We start from the raw sequence: 16172 nt of genomic DNA, 5'->3' as shown, positions 1-16172 counted from the left end.
TAGCATGGCGGCTTCTGACCCTGAAAGGATGTTTATGCCGCGCCGCTTTGTCGACCTCTCCATCTACCTGGAAAACGAGGTGCTGTCCGACCCGCCCATGCTGGCGCCGAAGATCGAATACCAGACCCACGCCGACACGCTGGGCGAGTTCATGCACATGCTGCCCGGCACCAAGGCCAGCGACTTCCCGGACGGCGAGGCCGCCGCCGCCGAATGGGTGCGGCTGACCACCCACAGCGGCACCCACCTCGACGCCCCTTACCATTTCCACTCGACGATGAACCGCAAGCTGGGCGAGGCCGAGCGCTCGATCACCATCGACGAGGTGCCGCTGGAGTGGTGCTTCCAGCCGGGCGTCAAACTCGATTTCCGCCACCTGCCGGATGGTCACGTGGTGTCGGCGGCGGAGGTCGAGGCCGAACTCAAGCGCATCGGCCACACCCTGCGGCCGTTGGAAATCGTCGTCGTCAACACCCGCGCGGGCGAACGCTACGGCAAGCCGGACTACGTCAACTGCGGCTGCGGCATGGGCTACGAGGCGACCATGTATTTGCTCGAGCGCGGCGTGCGCCTGACCGGCACCGACGCCTGGAGCTGGGACGCGCCGTTCAGCTACACGGCCAAGAAAATCGCCGAGACGGGCGACGTCGGCCTGATCTGGGAAGGGCACAAGGCGGGCCGCGACATCGGCTACTGTCACCTGGAAAAGCTGCACAACCTGGAGTCGCTGCCGCCGACCGGCTTCACCATCAGCTGCTTCCCGCACAAGATCCGCGCCGCATCGGCCGGCTGGACGCGGGCCGTGGCGATCTTTGAAGAGTAAAAGAGGCCGTGCCGGCGCGGTTCGGGTTGGACCGAGTGCTCATCCCCCCATGCCCATCCGCGCGCCGGGCGAGACGCCCGTCAGCAAGCCTTCGATCGTATGCTCCTGCACGATCGGCTCGAGCTGGTCGACCACGCGGCAGGTGATGTGGCGGCGCAGCGCGTCCGGCAGGCTGTCGTAGTAGCCGCGCGTCAGTTGCAGGTCGTGCTTGTCGGCGTTGCGGGCGTCCGGGGCGTCGACGCCCAGCACGAACACCGGGCGCGATTTGTCGGATTGGTTGGCCGTGCCCCGATGGATGGTCAGCGCCGAGCGGGCTGAGATGTCGCCCATTTTCGCCAGCTTGCGCTGGGCCAGCGCCTCGTAGCGGGGCCAGCGCGATCGCGCGGGGAACATCGGGTCGTCGCCCGCCAGGTCGTCCCACTGGGTGCCGGGCGCGATTTCGAACGGGCCCATGTCCTCGGTCACGTCCACGGTGGTGATGTTGAAGGCCAGCGAATTGAGGCGCCGGCCTTGCAGCGTCGCCGCCGGCGTCGGGAAGTCGCGGTGCCACGGCTGGTGCAGCGCCCCCGGGCCGGGCACGTCGAAACCGGCTTCGACGATGCGGTAATCCGGTCCCAGGATGGCGCGGCAGACCGCCGCCACCCAAGGGTGCGTGATGATGTCGATGAAGCCGCTGAGGCGCTCCGGGTGGATCTCGACGTAGTAGCGGTTCGGGCCGCGCGGCAGCGCGCCGCCGGGTTGGGCCAGCGCCTCCCGGAACAACACGGTGATATCGGCCCCCAGCCGCCGCACCCACTCGGTCGGGAAGGCATTTTTGCAGGCGATAAAGCCGTCGCCATACAGGCCACCCATGATGGCAGCTTCGGTGTACTCGGCCGGCGTCGATGGGGTGCGGTTATCTGGATCCATGATGGCTCCTTGTTTCGATGCGCTCACGAATTATTGTAATCAATCGCCCCGATCGGCGCGGCACGGCTGAATCGCCAGTGGCCCCTGGTTGGCGCACTGTGCGGTAGCGAACAGCGCCGCGCGCGGAAGACTTCTATCATTGACGGCCCACAGGTCAGCCGTGCACAGCCTTACGGTTGCGCACGCGGTGGCGATCCAATCAATAGGAGTTTTTTGTATGCGCTTTTATCACCGTTTTCTGCTCTGGCTCTTGATGGCGTTGGCGGCGCCTGTCGCCGTTGCCGTGCCACCGATCAAGCCAGCCGCCGAGGCGCCGGCCGTTCCCGCCGATACGCTGGGCCGCGAGACGCCGCGCTCCATGGTCGCCGGCCTGATCGGGGCCTTGGCCGAACTGGACTACGATCGCGCTGCCCAATTCCTCGACATCCCGGCGCCGGCCAACAATCGCCAGCAACTCAATGCCGCCAGCCAGGCGCGCGCCTTCCATGCGCTGCTCGACGATAACGGCTCGCTCAAGCCGTTCGCCGCCTTGTCGAACGCCGACACCGGCAGGCTCGACGACGACCTGCCGGCCGACCAGGAAATCATCGGTGAAGTGAAGCTGCAGGGCAAGGAGGTGCCGATCCTGCTCACGCGCGGCGCGGACGGCGAACATCAGATATGGCGCGTTTCGAAGGAAACGCTGGCGCAGATCGCGGCGGCGGCCAAGGGCGCGCCGGCGGCCCAGCCGCCGGCGAAAAACGAAACGCTGGTGGCCGGCGCGCCGCTCAAGGATTGGGGCGTGTTGCTCGGGCTGGGCGTGGTGGTGTTCGGCGGCTTGTGGATCGTTTCCTTCATTTGCGTGACCGTCATCCGCCGGCTGGTCGCCGACCCGGCCGCCAGCAGCGGCTACCGCTTCGCCGAGGCGGCGCTGCCGCCGTTGAGCTTGCTGATCGCCGTCTTCGTCTTCTATAACTGGGCCGACCAGCTGCCGGTCTCGATCGTGGCGCGCCAGACCTTGCTGCGCTACACCGGCGTCATCACCGCTATCGCGCTGGTGTGGTTCGGCCTGCGGCTGGTCGACGGCATCGCCGACCTGGCCGTCGCGCGCATGCAGCGGCACCAGCGCCGGCAGATCGTGTCCGTCATCATCCTGGCGCGGCGCACGGTCAAGTTCCTGTTGCTCGCGTTCGCCGGCATCGGCATCCTCGGCACGTTCGGCATCGACGTCACCACCGGCATCGCGGCGCTGGGCATCGGCGGTATCGCGCTGGCGCTGGGCGCGCAGAAAACCGTGGAAAACCTGGTCGGCAGCGTCACCATCATCGCCGACCGGCCGCTGCAGGTGGGCGACTTCGTCAGGGTCGGCGACGTGGTCGGCACGGTGGAGGACATCGGCATCCGGTCCTCGCGCATCCGCACCGGCGAGCGCACCGTGGTGACCGTGCCCAACGGCGACTTGTCGGCGCGCCAGATCGAGAACTACGCCGAGCGCGACCGGTTCCTGTTCAATCCGGTCATCGCGATCGCCTACGGCACCACGTCGGCCAAGCTGCGTGAGGCCATCCGGATCGTCCAGCAGGTGCTCGCCGGCCATGAAAAAATGGCCGAGGGCGCGCGCGCCAGGCTGGGCAACATCACCGACCGTGCCTTCAATATCGAAGTCTTTTCGTATATCGACGTGCCCGAATTTGACGTCCAGGTGATTGTCCGGGAAGAATTGCTCCTGGCGATCTACGAGCAGCTCGAGGCGGCCGGCATCGGTCTTGCCTTCCCGACACAAACGATTTTGTGCGCGCCGGCGGAGGGCGTCAGTCCGCAGCCGTCATAATACGGTACGGCCGTCGCTTGACGGCCATGTTGATGGTCCCGATACTGGCAGTGCGTCCTCTCACCACAAGCGACGGCGAGTCGCCGACGAGGGCGAGGATTAAAACATGGAGTACGTCTTTACATTGAACTACCAGCTCGTCGACGGCGACCGTGATACGGAGGCGCTGGTTGAGCGGTTGGGGCAGGCCGGCTGCGAGGACGCGTTGGTCGGGATCGGTCAGCCGGGGCGATTGGCGCTGGAATTTACCCGCGAGTCGGACACGGCGGACGCGGCGCTGCGCAGCGCGCTGGCCGACGTGCGCGAAGCCATCCCGTCGGCGACCTTGATCGAGCTCGCCCGTGATCTGGTTGGTTAAGTTCTTTCCTCGACCAGACATTGACGTCAGACCGGCTCCTGGACGCGGCTGAAATATCGATTCCGTAATAAACGTACGTTCCCGTGAATTCGCGCATTTGTCTCGAGTATTTGAGGCGTTTTATTCGACCGGGACCTGCCCTCGCCACACGCCTGCAGTGTGACATTTCGTGTATTTTTCCACTGGGAAATAATGCTATCCTAACTGTCATCGGCCAATTTCTACTGGAAGCGGTCGTGGCTGTTTAGAAAGTCTTCCTCGGTAGTCGATGTCGAGCGCATCGCCGGCCATTTTCAACCTAGTTGTTATGAAGGATGCATTATGTTCGACTTTATTGGTGACGTGTTGGGTGGCGCAGTGGACATGGTGAGTGATGTTATAGACGTTGTTGTTGAAAACCCAGGGAAAACGTTGCTCGTAGTTGGGGGAACGATTGCCACCGGTGGTCTGGCATGGGCAGCGGCTCCCGCGGTTGCTGCTGCGGCTGGCGGTGCAGGATTACTCGGAGCGGCTAGCACCGGTACGGCGATCAGTACTTTGTCTGGCGCTGCGCTCACAAATGCATCTTTGGCTGCTATCGGAGGAGGCGCCGTGGCGGCAGGCGGGGGCGGCATGGCTGCTGGAACGGCTATCGTTACAGGCGTAGGAGCCGCGGCAGGTGCAGGTGTTTCCGTTGGCGCCGTCAAAGCAGCGACGTAAAAAGCCAGCCTGCCAATTAACTCAGAAATGCGCGAAGCCAGCACCGCAGCAGGCTGGAGCCAAAGCCGCTGCGGTGCGGGGCACGCGACAGCCAAACGAGCCCCAACACCATAAAACAAAATTAACAAGAAAAGAATCGCATGAAAGTGAACATGTTGACGGACACCGAAGCGACCCGCGCCGTGGTCCGTCTGGTAAGGGAGTGTCTTCGGTTTGATGTGGCGGTGGCTTGGGCAGGCCCCAACCCTGCGGTGGAGGCAATGCTGGAGGCGCACCCGAAACTAGGACGCGTTGTAATCGGTACCCACATGTATCAGACTGACCCGAAAGTGCTGCGGAGGTTCATCCCCCACGTTGGAGCTCGCTGTTTGCCACCAGATGGTCGTCTTTTCCACCCGAAGGTCTATCTCTTTAAGATGGCGAAAGGGTTCGCTGCGGTTGTAGGGAGCCATAACCTCACCGGAGGAGCCTTCGGAGGCAGGAATATCGAGGTAAGTGTGCTGCTTGAAGGTTCCGCTGACGATGAGGTCTTTGTTGATTTAACCTCCTTCGTTAAATCGAGCTGGGCCGTAGCGGAGACGATCGACGAAGACGATTTCCTATTTCCTTATGAAACCCAGTATCGAATCAACAAGGCTAAGCGCAGCGCGCTGGATAAGTTCCACCGGCTAAAGAAGCCCCGCAAAGGGGCGAAGACATCTCCTATGGACGTTTCTTGGGCGAGCTTTACCGCAGCAGTGAAGAAAGACGGCCACCATGACTTCGTAGGTCGGTTGGAAATCTTGGAGCGAGCGTCAGTTTTGTTCAAAGAGCATCGTTCGTTCTCGGCGATGTCGCAATACGAGCGCAAGGCAATTGCGGGCACTTATGGAACCAAGGAATCTCAGCTTGATGGTCTAAATTGGGCCTGGTTTGGAACGATGTTCGGCCAAGGAGACTTCAAGAACCTTGTCAATGAGTCGCCGGAGCTATTGTCCAGCGCGCTGCAAAACATTCCTTTGGAGGGCGATGTGTCAGAGGCGCAGTTCGACGCTTTTGTGCACGACTTCGACCTTGCCTTCCAGGGTAAGGCACACAAGGGCGGCGTCGCAACGGCAAGTCGTCTGCTTGCCATGAAAAGGCCAGATTTTTTTGTCGGGCTGAACAACGCCAACCGAGTAGGCATCAGCGAAGCCTTCGGAACGGCCCCCACAACCTTAAACCTAGGCAACTACTGGGAGCGTGTCGTTATCCCTGTGCAGAATAGCCCTTGGTGGCTGCACTCAAGGCCAAGGGATGTACTGGGCGGGCGTATATGGGACAATCGTGCCGCGCTCATGGACAGCATTTATTACGACCCGAGCATACATCAGGCCGCTGCCTGATTTGTCGCAGGAGTGGTTGTCACCGAATAGTGCTCAAAGAGAAACCGAGAGAGGGGTAGCCAAATTGACCTCAGCCGGCGGCTTTGAGCGATTCGCGGCGGATGCTCGATGCTGAAAGGTTCAGGCCATGTAGTCCAAGCGGCGATCAAGCGGGGGAGAGCTTGGTGCCGCTTGGCGCAGTGATGGAAAACATCTCGACCGCCAGGCTTTGAATTTTCCCACTTGCCGATTTCGTTATAAATTTTTCCGATTTTTTAATACTTCCCGGAAGTTGTCGATGCTACCATTCTTGCCAGACTAGCGAATGGCGAATGGCGATGAGCACGAGGATGATCAGGATGGGAATGGTGGTGGCCACCGGCGATACCGAAAAGGAAAAACACCAAAATTTCCTCGCCGCCGACGGCGCCGCCCCGGCCGCGTCCACCTCCGACTGCGCCGACTTCTTCTACCGCCACGGCATCTCCACCCCCAGCGTCCTGTTCGACGACCTGCAAGACACCTACTATTTCGCCAAAAACCGCGCCGGCCAGTTCGTCTGGGGCAACCGTTTGCTGCAAGAGCAGCATTCTCTTTCCAGCGTGAAAGACATCATCGGCAAGTCGGACCATGACTTTTTCCGCCGCGATATCGCCGACCGCATCCGCGCCGACGACCTGCAGGTGATGGAAAGCGGCGTCTCCGTCAAAAACAAGCTCGAAGTGATCGATGGCAATAACGGCGCGTTGACGTGGCTGTTCACCACCAAGGCGCCGGTGCGCGACCGCCACGGCGAGATCGTCGGCGTCGAGGGCTTCAGCCGCGACGCCCAGCGCTCGCAGGAGGCCATCGCGCCGTTCCACGTGTTTAAAAGCTGCATCGAATACCTGCAGGCGCACCTGACCGAGGACATCGGCATCGACCACCTGGCCAGCCTGTCGTGCATGTCGCTGTCGACCTTCGAGCGCAAATTCAAGCAGCATTTCTCGCTGACGCCCAAGCAATACATCCTGCGCATGAAAGTGCACGAGGCGTGCCGCCTGTTGCCGGGTGCGAACAGCATCGCCCGCGTGGCCGTGGAGACCGGTTTCGGCGGCCAGAGCTATTTCACCAAGATCTTCCGCAGCGTGGTCGGCATCACGCCCAAACAGTATCAGCTGTCCCTGCTGGCCTCCGGGCGGGCGGCGACGGTCCGAAGGAGTAGTTGAACCCGAGATTCATGGAGGAGACATGTTGCATGCTGAACGAGAGATCGACGGACGCAGATCCGCTCTCATCAAATTAGCCGGCCTGTGTGGCCTGGCATTGTCCGGCGACGCCCTGGCGGCGCTGGCGACCCCGGCCGGCGCACCGGCCGCGCCCGGCGTGCTGTCGGCCGAGGCCTTGGCGCTGACCGCCGTGCTGGCCGAGCACATCATTCCCGCCACCGACACGCCCGGCGCGCTGGCCGTCGGCGCGCACCGCACCATCGACCATATGTTGCGGGCCTGCGCCACCGAGCCGGAGCAAAAGAGTTTTATCGCCGGACTGGAGCGCGTCGACGCGCTGGCGCTGGCCACGGCGGGCAAGCGCTTCCGCGCGCTGCCGCCCAAGCGCAGGATCGAGCTGCTGCACGCCCTCGATGGCGGCACGGCGCCGTTCGGGGCCGACGACCAGCGGTTTTTCCGCACGCTGAAGTCCTACACGCTGTTCGCCTATTACACCTCGGAAGCCGGCTCGACCCTGGAGCTGGCGTATCTGCCGGTGCCCGGCGGCTACAAGGGCGACGTTCCCGTTCGAAAAAACACTCGCACCTGGGCTCTGATATGAACCAACCCTACATCAAGAAAAGCGCCGAACAATTCGACGCCATCGTGGTCGGCTCCGGCATCACCGGCGGCTGGGCCGCCAAGGAATTGTGCGAGCGCGGCCTGTGCACGCTCATGGTCGAGCGCGGCCGCCCGGTCGAGCACCGCAGCGACTACATCGGCGAAGGCGTCGACGAGTGGAAACTGCCCAACCGCGGCCTGGTCGAGGAAAAGCTGGCGGCGGACCAGTTCGCCGAGCAGCGCAAATGCTACGCCTTCGACGACCACACCAAGCACTTCTTCAACAACGACCGCGACATGCCCTACAGCACGCCGGAAGGGCGTCCGTTCAGCTGGATACGCGGCAACCAGCTGGGCGGCAAGTCGCTGTTGTGGGCGCGCCAGTCCTACCGCTGGAGCGATCTGGACTTCGGCGCCAACGCCAAGGACGGCCATGGCGTCGACTGGCCGATCCGCTACGCCGACCTGGAGCCGTGGTACGGCCATGTCGAGCGCCACGTCGGCATCAGCGGCGCGCGGGAAAACATGGCGGTGCTGCCGGACAGCGAGTTCCTGCCGGCGTTCGAATTTAACACCGTCGAGGCCGCGCTCAAGAAGAAGTTCGACGCCAGCTTCGCGCCGGCGCGCATGATCATGGGCCGCTGCGCCCACCTGACCAAGCCCAACGAAAAGCACCTGGAAATGGGCCGGGGCAGCTGCATGGCGCGCAGCATGTGCAATCGCGGCTGTTCCTTCGGCGCGTACTTCTCGACGCAGAGTTCGACCCTGCCGGCCGCCGTGGCGACCGGGCGCCTGAGCATCGCCACCAACGCCATCGTCCACAGCGTGCTGTACGACGCCAAGACCAACCGCGCCACCGGGGTGCGGGTGATCGACGCCGAAACCATGGAAACGCGCGAGTTCCACGCCAAGGTGGTGTTCCTGTGCGCCTCGACGCTGGGCAGCACGCAGGTGCTGCTGAACTCGACCTCGGAGGCGTTCCCCACCGGCCTGGGCAACTCCTCGGGCGTGCTGGGCCATTACCTGATGGACCACTTGTTCGGCGCCGGCGCCTCCGGCCGGGTCGAGGGCTACGAGAACGATTATTACTCGGGCCGGCGTCCGACCGAACCCTACATTCCGCGTTTCCGCAACGTGACGGAGCAGCATCCGGGCTTCCTGCGCGGCTACGCGCTGGCCGGCGGCGCCCGGCGCGAAGGCTGGCAGCAGCAGGGGGGCAAGCCCGGCTTCGGCAAGGACTACAAGGCGATGATACGCAAGCCGGGCCCTTGGCACTTCGGCCTGTTCGGCCAGGGCGAGATGCTGCCGCGCTATGAAAACATGGTCAGCCTGCATCCGACCAAGAAGGACAAGTGGGGCATGCCGCAGTTGCACATCGACTGCACCTATTCGGCCAACGACAACAAGATGCGCGAGGACATGGCCGATACCGCCGCCAACATCCTCGAGTCGCTGGGCGTCAAGGACGTCAAGAAGTCGATCAGGACCACGGAGCAGTGGGCGCCGGGACTGTCGATCCACGAGATGGGCACGGCGCGCATGGGGCGCGATCCGAAGACGTCGATGCTCAACGGGTACAACCAGGCGCACGACGTGCCGAACCTGTTTGTCACCGACGGCGCCAGCATGTGCTCGGGCGCCTGGCAGAATCCGTCGCTGACGTTCATGGCGCTCACCGTGCGCGCCTGCGACTATGCGGTTGAACAACTCAAACTTGGCAAACTTTAAGGATATGAACATGAAGGTTTTCAACGCACACAAACGCAACGCGCTGGCGCTTTGCTTCGCCTTGACGGCGGCGTCGTCCCAGGCTGCCACCAGCCCGATGCTGGGCGTGCAGCTGTGGTCGGTCAAGGACGAGATCAAGCAGGACTTCGAGGGCACGCTGGACAAGCTGGCCAAGCTGGGTTTCCAGGGCGTCGAGTTCGCCGGCGAGTTCGGCAAATACAAGGCCGATCCGGCGGGGCTGCGTGCCTTCCTGCGGAAAAAAGGGCTGCAATGCGCCGGCGCGCACACGCGTGTCGACCAGCTCAACGCGGCCAACTTCAAGGCCACCACCGATTTCTACAAGACGCTCGGCTGCAACCGCCTGATCATCGCCATGGATAATCGCGCCGCCAGCAAGGAAGGCTCGGCCGAGCTGGCCAAGGAGCTGAGCGCCTTGTCGGCCAAGCTGGGCGAGCAGGGCATGAAGCTGGGCTATCACAACCACGAGGCGGAGATGCTGGGCGACAAGGGCCAGACCAACTGGGACTTGCTGGCCAACAACACGCCCAAGGACTTCATCCTGCAGCAGGACGTGGGCTGGACCACCTACGCCGGCAAGGACCCGATCGCCTTCGTGAACGCCTACCCGGGCCGCACCGTGACCACGCACTACAAGGCCAAGTTCGTCAAAGGCACGGAGGGCACCAGCATCATCGGCCAGGACAAGACCGATTGGACCGGCCTGACCAAGGCGGTGCGCAGCGTCGGCGGCACCGAGTGGATCATCGTCGAGCAGGAGGAATACCCGAACGGCATGGGCCAGCTGGAATCGGTGGCGGCCTCGATGCGCGGGCTGCAGGCGGTGCTGGCCAAGATGCCGGTGCCGTAGGGATTTCCATGAGCTTGTCCGTACATTTTCAACATATCGTCAAGGAGTTCGGCCCGGTGCGGGTGCTGCACGGGGTCGACTTCGCGCTCGAACCGGGCCGCGTGGTCGGCCTGCTGGGGGAAAACGGCGCCGGCAAGTCGACGCTGATGAAGATCCTGGCCGGCTACGAGCGCCCGACCGGCGGCCAGCTGCTGATCGACGGCACGGCCCGCCACTTCGCCGACGCGCGGCAGGCCGAGGCGCTGGGCATCGCGCTGATCCACCAGGAATTCAACCTGGCCGAGCACTTGACGATCACGCAGAATATCTTTCTCGGCCACGAGAAAAGCAGCGGCTGGCTGCTGGACCTCAAGGCCATGCGCGCCGGCGCCGCCGCTTGTTTGGAGCAGGTCGGGCTCGACATCAGTCCCGACACCAAGGTGGCCGACCTGATCGTCGCCGAGAAGCAGCTGGTGGAAATCGCCAAGGCGCTCAGCCGCAAGGCCCGCCTGCTGATCATGGACGAGCCGACGGCCAGCCTGTCGTCCGGCGAAACGCGCAAGCTGTTCGCGTTGATGGCGCGCCTCAAGTCCGAGGGCGTGACCATCGTCTACATCTCGCACAAGCTCGACGAGATGGAGGCCAACACCGACGAGGTGGTGGTGATGCGCGACGGCCGTTTCGTCAGCCGCGCGCTGACGGCCGACATCGACCGCCACCAGATGGCCAACCTGATGGTGGGGCGCGACGTGTCGGACATGTTCCTGCCCAAGCGCTTGCCGGCGGCGGATGCCAAGGTGCTGCTCAAGGTCGAGGGCTTGAGCGTGCCCGGCTGGGTGCGCGACCTGGGCTTCGAGGTGCGCGCCGGCGAGATCCTCGGCTTCGGCGGCCTGGTCGGCGCGGGCCGCACCGAGGCTTTCGAGGCCTTGCTCGGCCTGCGCCCGCGTTCATCGGGGCGCATCGAAATCGACGGCGCGCCGGTCGATATCCGCAATCCGCGCCAGGCCATGCTGCACGGCCTGACCTACCTGAGCGAGGACCGCAAGGGCAAGGGCTTGCACGTCGGCCTGGGCCTGCGGGAAAACCTCACGGTGATGACCCTGGAGCGCGACGCCAAGCCGTGGCTGGACCTGAAGGGCGGCCGCGCCGCGCTGGACAAGGCCATCGCCGATTTCGGCATCCGCCTGCGCGACGTCGATTGCAAGGCCGGCGAGCTGTCCGGCGGCAATCAGCAAAAGCTGGCGCTGGCCAAATACCTGCACAGCGATCCGCGCGTGGTGGTGCTCGATGAGCCGACCCGTGGCGTCGACGTCGGCGCCAAGCGCGACATCTACCAGCTGATCCACCGCCTGGCGGCCGAGGGCCGGGCCGTCATCGTCATTTCGTCCGAACTGATAGAACTGATCGGCCTGTGCCACCGCGTCGCGATCCTGCGCGGCGGCAAGCTGCAGGCGATGCTGGACCACGACCATCTCACCGAAGAAGAATTGATCTCCCATGCAACCGACACCCACCACTAAAGCTCCCTTCACGTTGCCGGGGCTGGAGCGCTTCCGCGGCTACGGCCCGGTCGTCGCGCTGGTCTTGCTGTGCATCGCCGGCGGCCTGCTGAACCCGGACTTCGCCACCGTCGAAAACCTGATGAACGTGCTCACCCGCACGGCCTTCATCGGCATCATCGCGGTCGGCATGACCTTTGTCATCGTCTCCGGCGGCATCGACCTGTCGGTCGGCTCGATGGCGGCACTGATCGCCGGAGCGATGATCATGCTGATGAACGCGGCGGCCGGCGCGCAATGGGCCGGCCCGGTGGCCACGGTGCTGCTGGGCTGCGCGCTGGCGCTGCTGATGGGCGGCGTGCTGGGCGGCGCGCACGGCTTGCTGGTCACGCGCGGGCGCATCGAGCCGTTCATCGCCACCTTGGGTACCCTGGGCATCTTCCGCGCCACCTTGACTTACCTGTCCGACGGCGGCGCGCTGACTCTGGACAGCACCGTGTCCGACGTCTACAGCCCGGTGTACTACCAGAGCGTGCTGGGCGTGCCGATCCCGGTGCTGGTGTTCCTGCTGGTGGCCGTCGGCGGCGCCGTGATCCTGAACCGCACCGCGTTCGGCCAGCACGTGCAGGCCATCGGCTCGAACGAGCAGGTCGCCAACTACGCCGCGATCCGCGTCGACAAGATCAAGGTGCTGACCTATCTGCTGCTGGGCGTGTGCGTGGCCATCGCCACCATCCTGTACGTGCCGCGCCTGGGCTCGGCCACGCCGACCACCGGCATCCTGTGGGAGCTGGAGGCGATCGCTGCCGTGGTGGTGGGCGGCACTTCCCTCAAAGGCGGCTCGGGACGCATCATGGGCACCGTCATCGGCGCCATCCTGTTGTCCGTCATCGGCAATATCGTCAACCTGACCAGCATCATCAGCGTCCACCTGAACGCCGCCGTGCAGGGCGTGGTGATCATCACCGTCGCCTACCTGCAGCGTGGCCGCCGCTAATTTTTTTACAAGGGAATACAATGATCTCAATCAAACGCATCGTAAGCGCCTGCCTGCTGGCCGTCGCGGCCGGCTCGGCCGCTTCGGCACCTCCGGCCGAGAAAGTCACACTGGGCGTGGCGATCCCGACCGCCACGCACGGCTTCACCGGCGGCATCGTCTGGTGGGCCAACCAGGCCAAGAAGGAACTGGAGGCGGCCAATCCGACGCTGAAGATCATCATCAAGACGGCCGCCAGCACGCCGGACCAGGCCAACCAGCTGCAGGACATGCTGGTGGTGAACAAGATCAACGCGCTGGTGATCTTCCCGCTGGAGTCGGCGTCGTTGACGCAGCCGGTCACGCAGCTGAAAAACAAGGGCGTCTACGTCACCGTGGTCGATCGCGGCCTGACCAACCCGGCGGCGCAAAACGCCTATGTGGCGGGCGACAACACGGCCTTCGGCAAGCTGCCTGCCGAATACCTGGCCAAGAAACTGGGCGGCAAAGGCAATATCGTGGTGTTGCGCGGCATGCCCAGCACCCTGGACAACGAGCGCGTCGACGCCTTCAACGCCGCGCTCAAGGCCAACCCCGGCATCAAGGTGCTCGACACCAAGTACGGCAACTGGAACCGCGACGACGCCTTCAAGGTCATGCAGGATTATCTGACGCGCTTCAAGCAGATCGACGCGGTCTGGGCGGCCGACGACGACATGGCCATCGGCGTGGTCAAGGCCATCGAGCAGGCCAAGCGCACCGACATCAAGGAGGTGTTCGGCGGCGCCGGCGCCAAGAGCGCCGTCAAGAAGATCATCGACGGCGACAAGCTGATCCAGGCCGACGTCTCGTACTCGCCCAAGTTCATCTACGACGCCATCAAGATGACGGCCACCGCGCGGCTCAAAGGCGAAGCGCTGCCGGCCAAGACCATCATCCCGTCGGTGCTGATCACGCGTGACAACGCCAAGCAGTTCTACTTCGCCGATTCGCCGTATTAATTTAGCCGCCTTAAGCGGCCAACGGAACCACGTAGGGCGGATTAGCGCAGCGTAATCCGCCACTGCATGCGTATCGACGGCGCATGCATTGGCGGATTACGGCGTTCCGCCTAATCCGCCCCACGCGGCATAACGCAGGAGTTCAGCATGAAAACCATCAAGGGACCGGCCATTTTCCTGGCGCAGTTCATGGGCGATGACGTCCCGTTCGACAATCTCGCCAACCTGGCCGGCTGGGCGGCGGGCCTCGGCTACAAAGCCATCCAACTGCCGTGCGATCCGCGCCTTTTCGATCTGGAGCAGGCCGCCGACAGCCAGGCATATTGTGACGACATTGTCGCGCTGCTGGCCTCGCACGGCTTGCAGATCTCGGAATTGTCGACCCATTTGCAGGGCCAACTTGTTGCGGTCCATCCCGCCTACGACGCGCTGTTCGACGGCTTCGCGCCGGCCCATGTGCGCGGCGATCCGGCGGCGCGCCAGGCGTGGGCGGTCGACCAGTTGCTGCGCGCGGCGCGTGCGTCCAAGCGCCTGGGCCTGGCGGCCCATGTCAGCTTCTCCGGCGCGCTGGCTTGGCCGTATCTATATCCGTGGCCGCAGCGTCCGGCCGGACTGGTCGAGGAGGCCTTCGCCGAACTGGGCCGCCGCTGGCTGCCCATCCTTGAGGCCTTCGACGACGCCGGCGTCGATCTCTGCTACGAGCTGCATCCGGGCGAGGACTTGCACGACGGCGTGACCTTCGAGCGCTTCCTCGACGCGGTGGGCGGCCACAAGCGCGCCAACATCCTGTACGACCCCAGCCACTTCGTGCTGCAGCAGCTGGACTACCTGGCCTTCATCGACATCTACCACGAGCGCATCAAGGCCTTCCACGTCAAGGATGCCGAGTTCCGTCCCAACGGCCGGCAGGGCGTGTACGGCGGTTACTCGGGCTGGCAGGACAGGGCGGGGCGCTTCCGCTCGCTGGGCGACGGGCAGATCGACTTCAAGGCGATCTTCTCGAAGATGGCGCAATACGACTACCCGGGCTGGGCGGTGCTGGAATGGGAATGCGCGCTCAAGCATCCCGAGGACGGCGCGCGCGAAGGCGCGGACTTCATTCGCAGCCATATCATCCGCGTGGGCGAGCGGGCATTCGACGATTTTGCCGGCAGCGGCGCGGACCTGCAGCAGGTCCGCGCGCTGATGGGACTGGAGGGCTGACATGGGCGTGGAACGACGACTTCGGCTGGGCATGGTGGGCGGCGGCGACGGCGCCTTCATTGGCGCGGTGCACCGCATCGCCGGGCGGCTCGACGACTGTTACGAGTTGGTGGCGGCCAGCCTGTCCAGCGATCCGGCAAAGGCGGCGGCCAGCGCCGCAGGCCTGCGCCTTGGCTCGGCGCGCAGCTACGCGGACTACAACGAGATGGCGCGCGCCGAAGCGGCCCGGCCGGACGGTATCGACGCGGTCGCCATCGTCACGCCCAACTACCTGCACGCGCCGATGGCGACGGCCTTCCTGGAAGCGGGCATCCACGTCATCTGCGACAAGCCGCTGGCGATTTCGCTGGCCGAGGGCGAGGCGCTGGCGGCGTTGGCGCGCGAACGCAACAAGGTGTTCGCGCTGACCCACGTCTACGCCGGATATCCGATGGTGCGGCACGCGCGGGCGATGGTGGCGGCGGGCGAGATCGGCGAGATCCGGCTGGTACAGGTGGAATACCCGCAGGACTGGCTGGCCGAGGCGGCCAACCAGAGCGAGGACTACCAGCGCAACAACTGGCACAACGATCCGCTGCGGGCCGGGCCGAACGGCTGCCTGGGCGATATCGGCAGCCATGCCTATCATCTGGCCGGCTATGTCAGCGGCATGCTGCCGAACGAGATCCTGGCCGAGCTGCACGCGTTCACACCCGGGCGCCTGCTGGACGACCATGTGCAGGTCATGCTGCGCTACGCCAATGGCGCGCGTGGCATGCTGTGGAGCAGCCAGATGGCGACCGGCTGTGAAAACGGCCTGCGCCTGCGCGTGTACGGTACCAAGGCCAGCCTGAGTTTTGAGCAGGAAAATCCAAATGAACTGTGGCTCACACCGCAGGGCGGCTGCGCCCAGCGCCTGACGCGCGGACGGGTGCGCGGCGTGGCGGCGGAGGCGGCCACGCGCGTGCCGTCCGGCCATCCGGAGGGGTATCTGGAAGCGTTCGCCCAGCTGTACCGCGACGCCGCCGCGCAAATCCACGCCATCGACGCCGGCCGGGCCAAGCCCGAGCTGACGCGCGGCATGCCCGACGTGGACGACGGCGTCGCCGGCCTGAAGTTCATGGACGCTGCCATGGAAAGCAGCCGGCAAGGTTCGCGCTGGATCGGGATCGCGGAGTAACCGTGATTT

Annotated in this window: 14 protein-coding genes and 1 pseudogene; 14 read left to right on the top strand and 1 reads right to left on the bottom strand. The window is 64.4% G+C overall.

Going from position 1 to position 16172, the window contains the following annotated elements:
• Window positions 1-34 precede the first annotated feature (34 nt).
• Window positions 35-823, top strand: a complete 789-nt coding sequence (locus JOD97_RS04720) for a cyclase family protein (protein WP_373999782.1) — start codon at window positions 35-37, stop codon at window positions 821-823.
• A 39-nt stretch (window positions 824-862) separates the two neighbouring features.
• On the opposite strand, the gene JOD97_RS04715 is transcribed toward JOD97_RS04720, so the two are convergent.
• Window positions 863-1732 carry a phytanoyl-CoA dioxygenase family protein gene (locus tag JOD97_RS04715; protein ID WP_209713768.1) on the bottom strand — a complete coding sequence of 290 codons (870 nt, stop codon included), beginning with the start codon at window positions 1730-1732 and terminating at the stop codon, window positions 863-865.
• Between the two features lie 217 nt (window positions 1733-1949).
• Here JOD97_RS04715 and JOD97_RS04710 point away from each other — a divergent pair, with 217 nt between their 5' ends.
• The 13 genes and pseudogenes from JOD97_RS04710 to JOD97_RS04650 all read left to right on the top strand — a co-directional run bounded on the left by JOD97_RS04710 (window position 1950) and on the right by JOD97_RS04650 (window position 16163).
• Window positions 1950-3542, top strand: coding sequence for a mechanosensitive ion channel family protein (locus JOD97_RS04710; protein ID WP_209713766.1), 1593 nt, complete (start codon window positions 1950-1952; stop codon window positions 3540-3542).
• Between the two features lie 106 nt (window positions 3543-3648).
• Window positions 3649-3897, top strand: a pseudogene (locus JOD97_RS04705) (hypothetical protein); the annotation flags it as partial.
• Between the two features lie 324 nt (window positions 3898-4221).
• The gene (locus JOD97_RS04700; RefSeq protein WP_209713764.1) at window positions 4222-4599 is read left to right on the top strand and encodes a hypothetical protein; all 378 of its coding nucleotides are present in this window, start codon (window positions 4222-4224) and stop codon (window positions 4597-4599) included.
• Between the two features lie 140 nt (window positions 4600-4739).
• On the top strand, window positions 4740-5963 hold the full coding sequence (locus JOD97_RS04695; RefSeq protein ID WP_209713762.1) for a phospholipase D family protein: 1224 nt from the start codon (window positions 4740-4742) through the stop codon (window positions 5961-5963).
• Window positions 5964-6280: 317 nt separating this feature from the next.
• Entirely contained in the window at window positions 6281-7150 is an 870-nt protein-coding gene (locus JOD97_RS04690; protein ID WP_209713760.1) for an AraC family transcriptional regulator, read from the top strand.
• Between the two features lie 22 nt (window positions 7151-7172).
• Window positions 7173-7751: a gluconate 2-dehydrogenase subunit 3 family protein gene (locus tag JOD97_RS04685; protein WP_209713758.1), complete on the top strand. Its 579-nt coding sequence runs from the start codon at window positions 7173-7175 to the stop codon at window positions 7749-7751.
• Entirely contained in the window at window positions 7748-9478 is a 1731-nt protein-coding gene (locus JOD97_RS04680; RefSeq protein WP_209713756.1) for a GMC oxidoreductase, read from the top strand. Before JOD97_RS04685 ends, JOD97_RS04680 begins: the two co-directional genes overlap by 4 nt.
• Window positions 9479-9488: 10 nt before the next feature.
• A complete protein-coding gene (locus JOD97_RS04675) occupies window positions 9489-10346 on the top strand; it encodes a sugar phosphate isomerase/epimerase (protein ID WP_209713754.1) in 858 nt (285 codons plus the stop codon).
• An 8-nt stretch (window positions 10347-10354) separates the two neighbouring features.
• Window positions 10355-11845 carry a sugar ABC transporter ATP-binding protein gene (locus JOD97_RS04670; protein ID WP_209713752.1) on the top strand — a complete coding sequence of 497 codons (1491 nt, stop codon included), beginning with the start codon at window positions 10355-10357 and terminating at the stop codon, window positions 11843-11845.
• Entirely contained in the window at window positions 11823-12821 is a 999-nt protein-coding gene (locus JOD97_RS04665; RefSeq protein WP_209713750.1) for an ABC transporter permease, read from the top strand. The genes JOD97_RS04670 and JOD97_RS04665 overlap by 23 nt, the downstream gene beginning before the upstream one ends.
• A gap of 20 nt (window positions 12822-12841) precedes the next feature.
• Window positions 12842-13801, top strand: coding sequence for a substrate-binding domain-containing protein (locus JOD97_RS04660; RefSeq protein ID WP_209713748.1), 960 nt, complete (start codon window positions 12842-12844; stop codon window positions 13799-13801).
• A gap of 147 nt (window positions 13802-13948) precedes the next feature.
• A complete protein-coding gene (locus JOD97_RS04655) occupies window positions 13949-15004 on the top strand; it encodes a sugar phosphate isomerase/epimerase (RefSeq protein ID WP_209713746.1) in 1056 nt (351 codons plus the stop codon).
• Between the two features lie 31 nt (window positions 15005-15035).
• The gene (locus JOD97_RS04650; protein ID WP_209717180.1) at window positions 15036-16163 is read left to right on the top strand and encodes a Gfo/Idh/MocA family protein; all 1128 of its coding nucleotides are present in this window, start codon (window positions 15036-15038) and stop codon (window positions 16161-16163) included.
• Window positions 16164-16172 lie beyond the last annotated feature (9 nt).

It is taken from the genome of Duganella sp. 1411, from assembly GCF_017833525.1.
Classification (GTDB): domain Bacteria; phylum Pseudomonadota; class Gammaproteobacteria; order Burkholderiales; family Burkholderiaceae_D; genus Rugamonas.
The sequence above is the reverse complement of the archived record's forward strand: the minus strand, read 5'-3'. Positions and strand labels throughout refer to the sequence as shown.

Bases quoted from the DNA above. Each gene is read 5' to 3' on its own strand.
- JOD97_RS04710 (WP_209713766.1), top strand. From the start codon at position 1,950: ATGCGCTTTTATCACCGTTTTCTGCTCTGGCTCTTGATGGCGTTGGCG.
- JOD97_RS04660 (WP_209713748.1), top strand. From the start codon at position 12,842: ATGATCTCAATCAAACGCATCGTAAGCGCCTGCCTGCTGGCCGTCGCG.
- JOD97_RS04720 (WP_373999782.1), top strand. From the start codon at position 35: ATGCCGCGCCGCTTTGTCGACCTCTCCATCTACCTGGAAAACGAGGTG.
- JOD97_RS04690 (WP_209713760.1), top strand. From the start codon at position 6,281: ATGAGCACGAGGATGATCAGGATGGGAATGGTGGTGGCCACCGGCGAT.
- JOD97_RS04685 (WP_209713758.1), top strand. From the start codon at position 7,173: ATGTTGCATGCTGAACGAGAGATCGACGGACGCAGATCCGCTCTCATC.
- JOD97_RS04665 (WP_209713750.1), top strand. From the start codon at position 11,823: ATGCAACCGACACCCACCACTAAAGCTCCCTTCACGTTGCCGGGGCTG.
- JOD97_RS04695 (WP_209713762.1), top strand. From the start codon at position 4,740: ATGAAAGTGAACATGTTGACGGACACCGAAGCGACCCGCGCCGTGGTC.
- JOD97_RS04700 (WP_209713764.1), top strand. From the start codon at position 4,222: ATGTTCGACTTTATTGGTGACGTGTTGGGTGGCGCAGTGGACATGGTG.
- JOD97_RS04675 (WP_209713754.1), top strand. From the start codon at position 9,489: ATGAAGGTTTTCAACGCACACAAACGCAACGCGCTGGCGCTTTGCTTC.
- JOD97_RS04715 (WP_209713768.1), bottom strand. From the start codon at position 1,732: ATGGATCCAGATAACCGCACCCCATCGACGCCGGCCGAGTACACCGAA.
- JOD97_RS04680 (WP_209713756.1), top strand. From the start codon at position 7,748: ATGAACCAACCCTACATCAAGAAAAGCGCCGAACAATTCGACGCCATC.
- JOD97_RS04650 (WP_209717180.1), top strand. From the start codon at position 15,036: ATGGTGGGCGGCGGCGACGGCGCCTTCATTGGCGCGGTGCACCGCATC.
- JOD97_RS04655 (WP_209713746.1), top strand. From the start codon at position 13,949: ATGAAAACCATCAAGGGACCGGCCATTTTCCTGGCGCAGTTCATGGGC.
- JOD97_RS04670 (WP_209713752.1), top strand. From the start codon at position 10,355: ATGAGCTTGTCCGTACATTTTCAACATATCGTCAAGGAGTTCGGCCCG.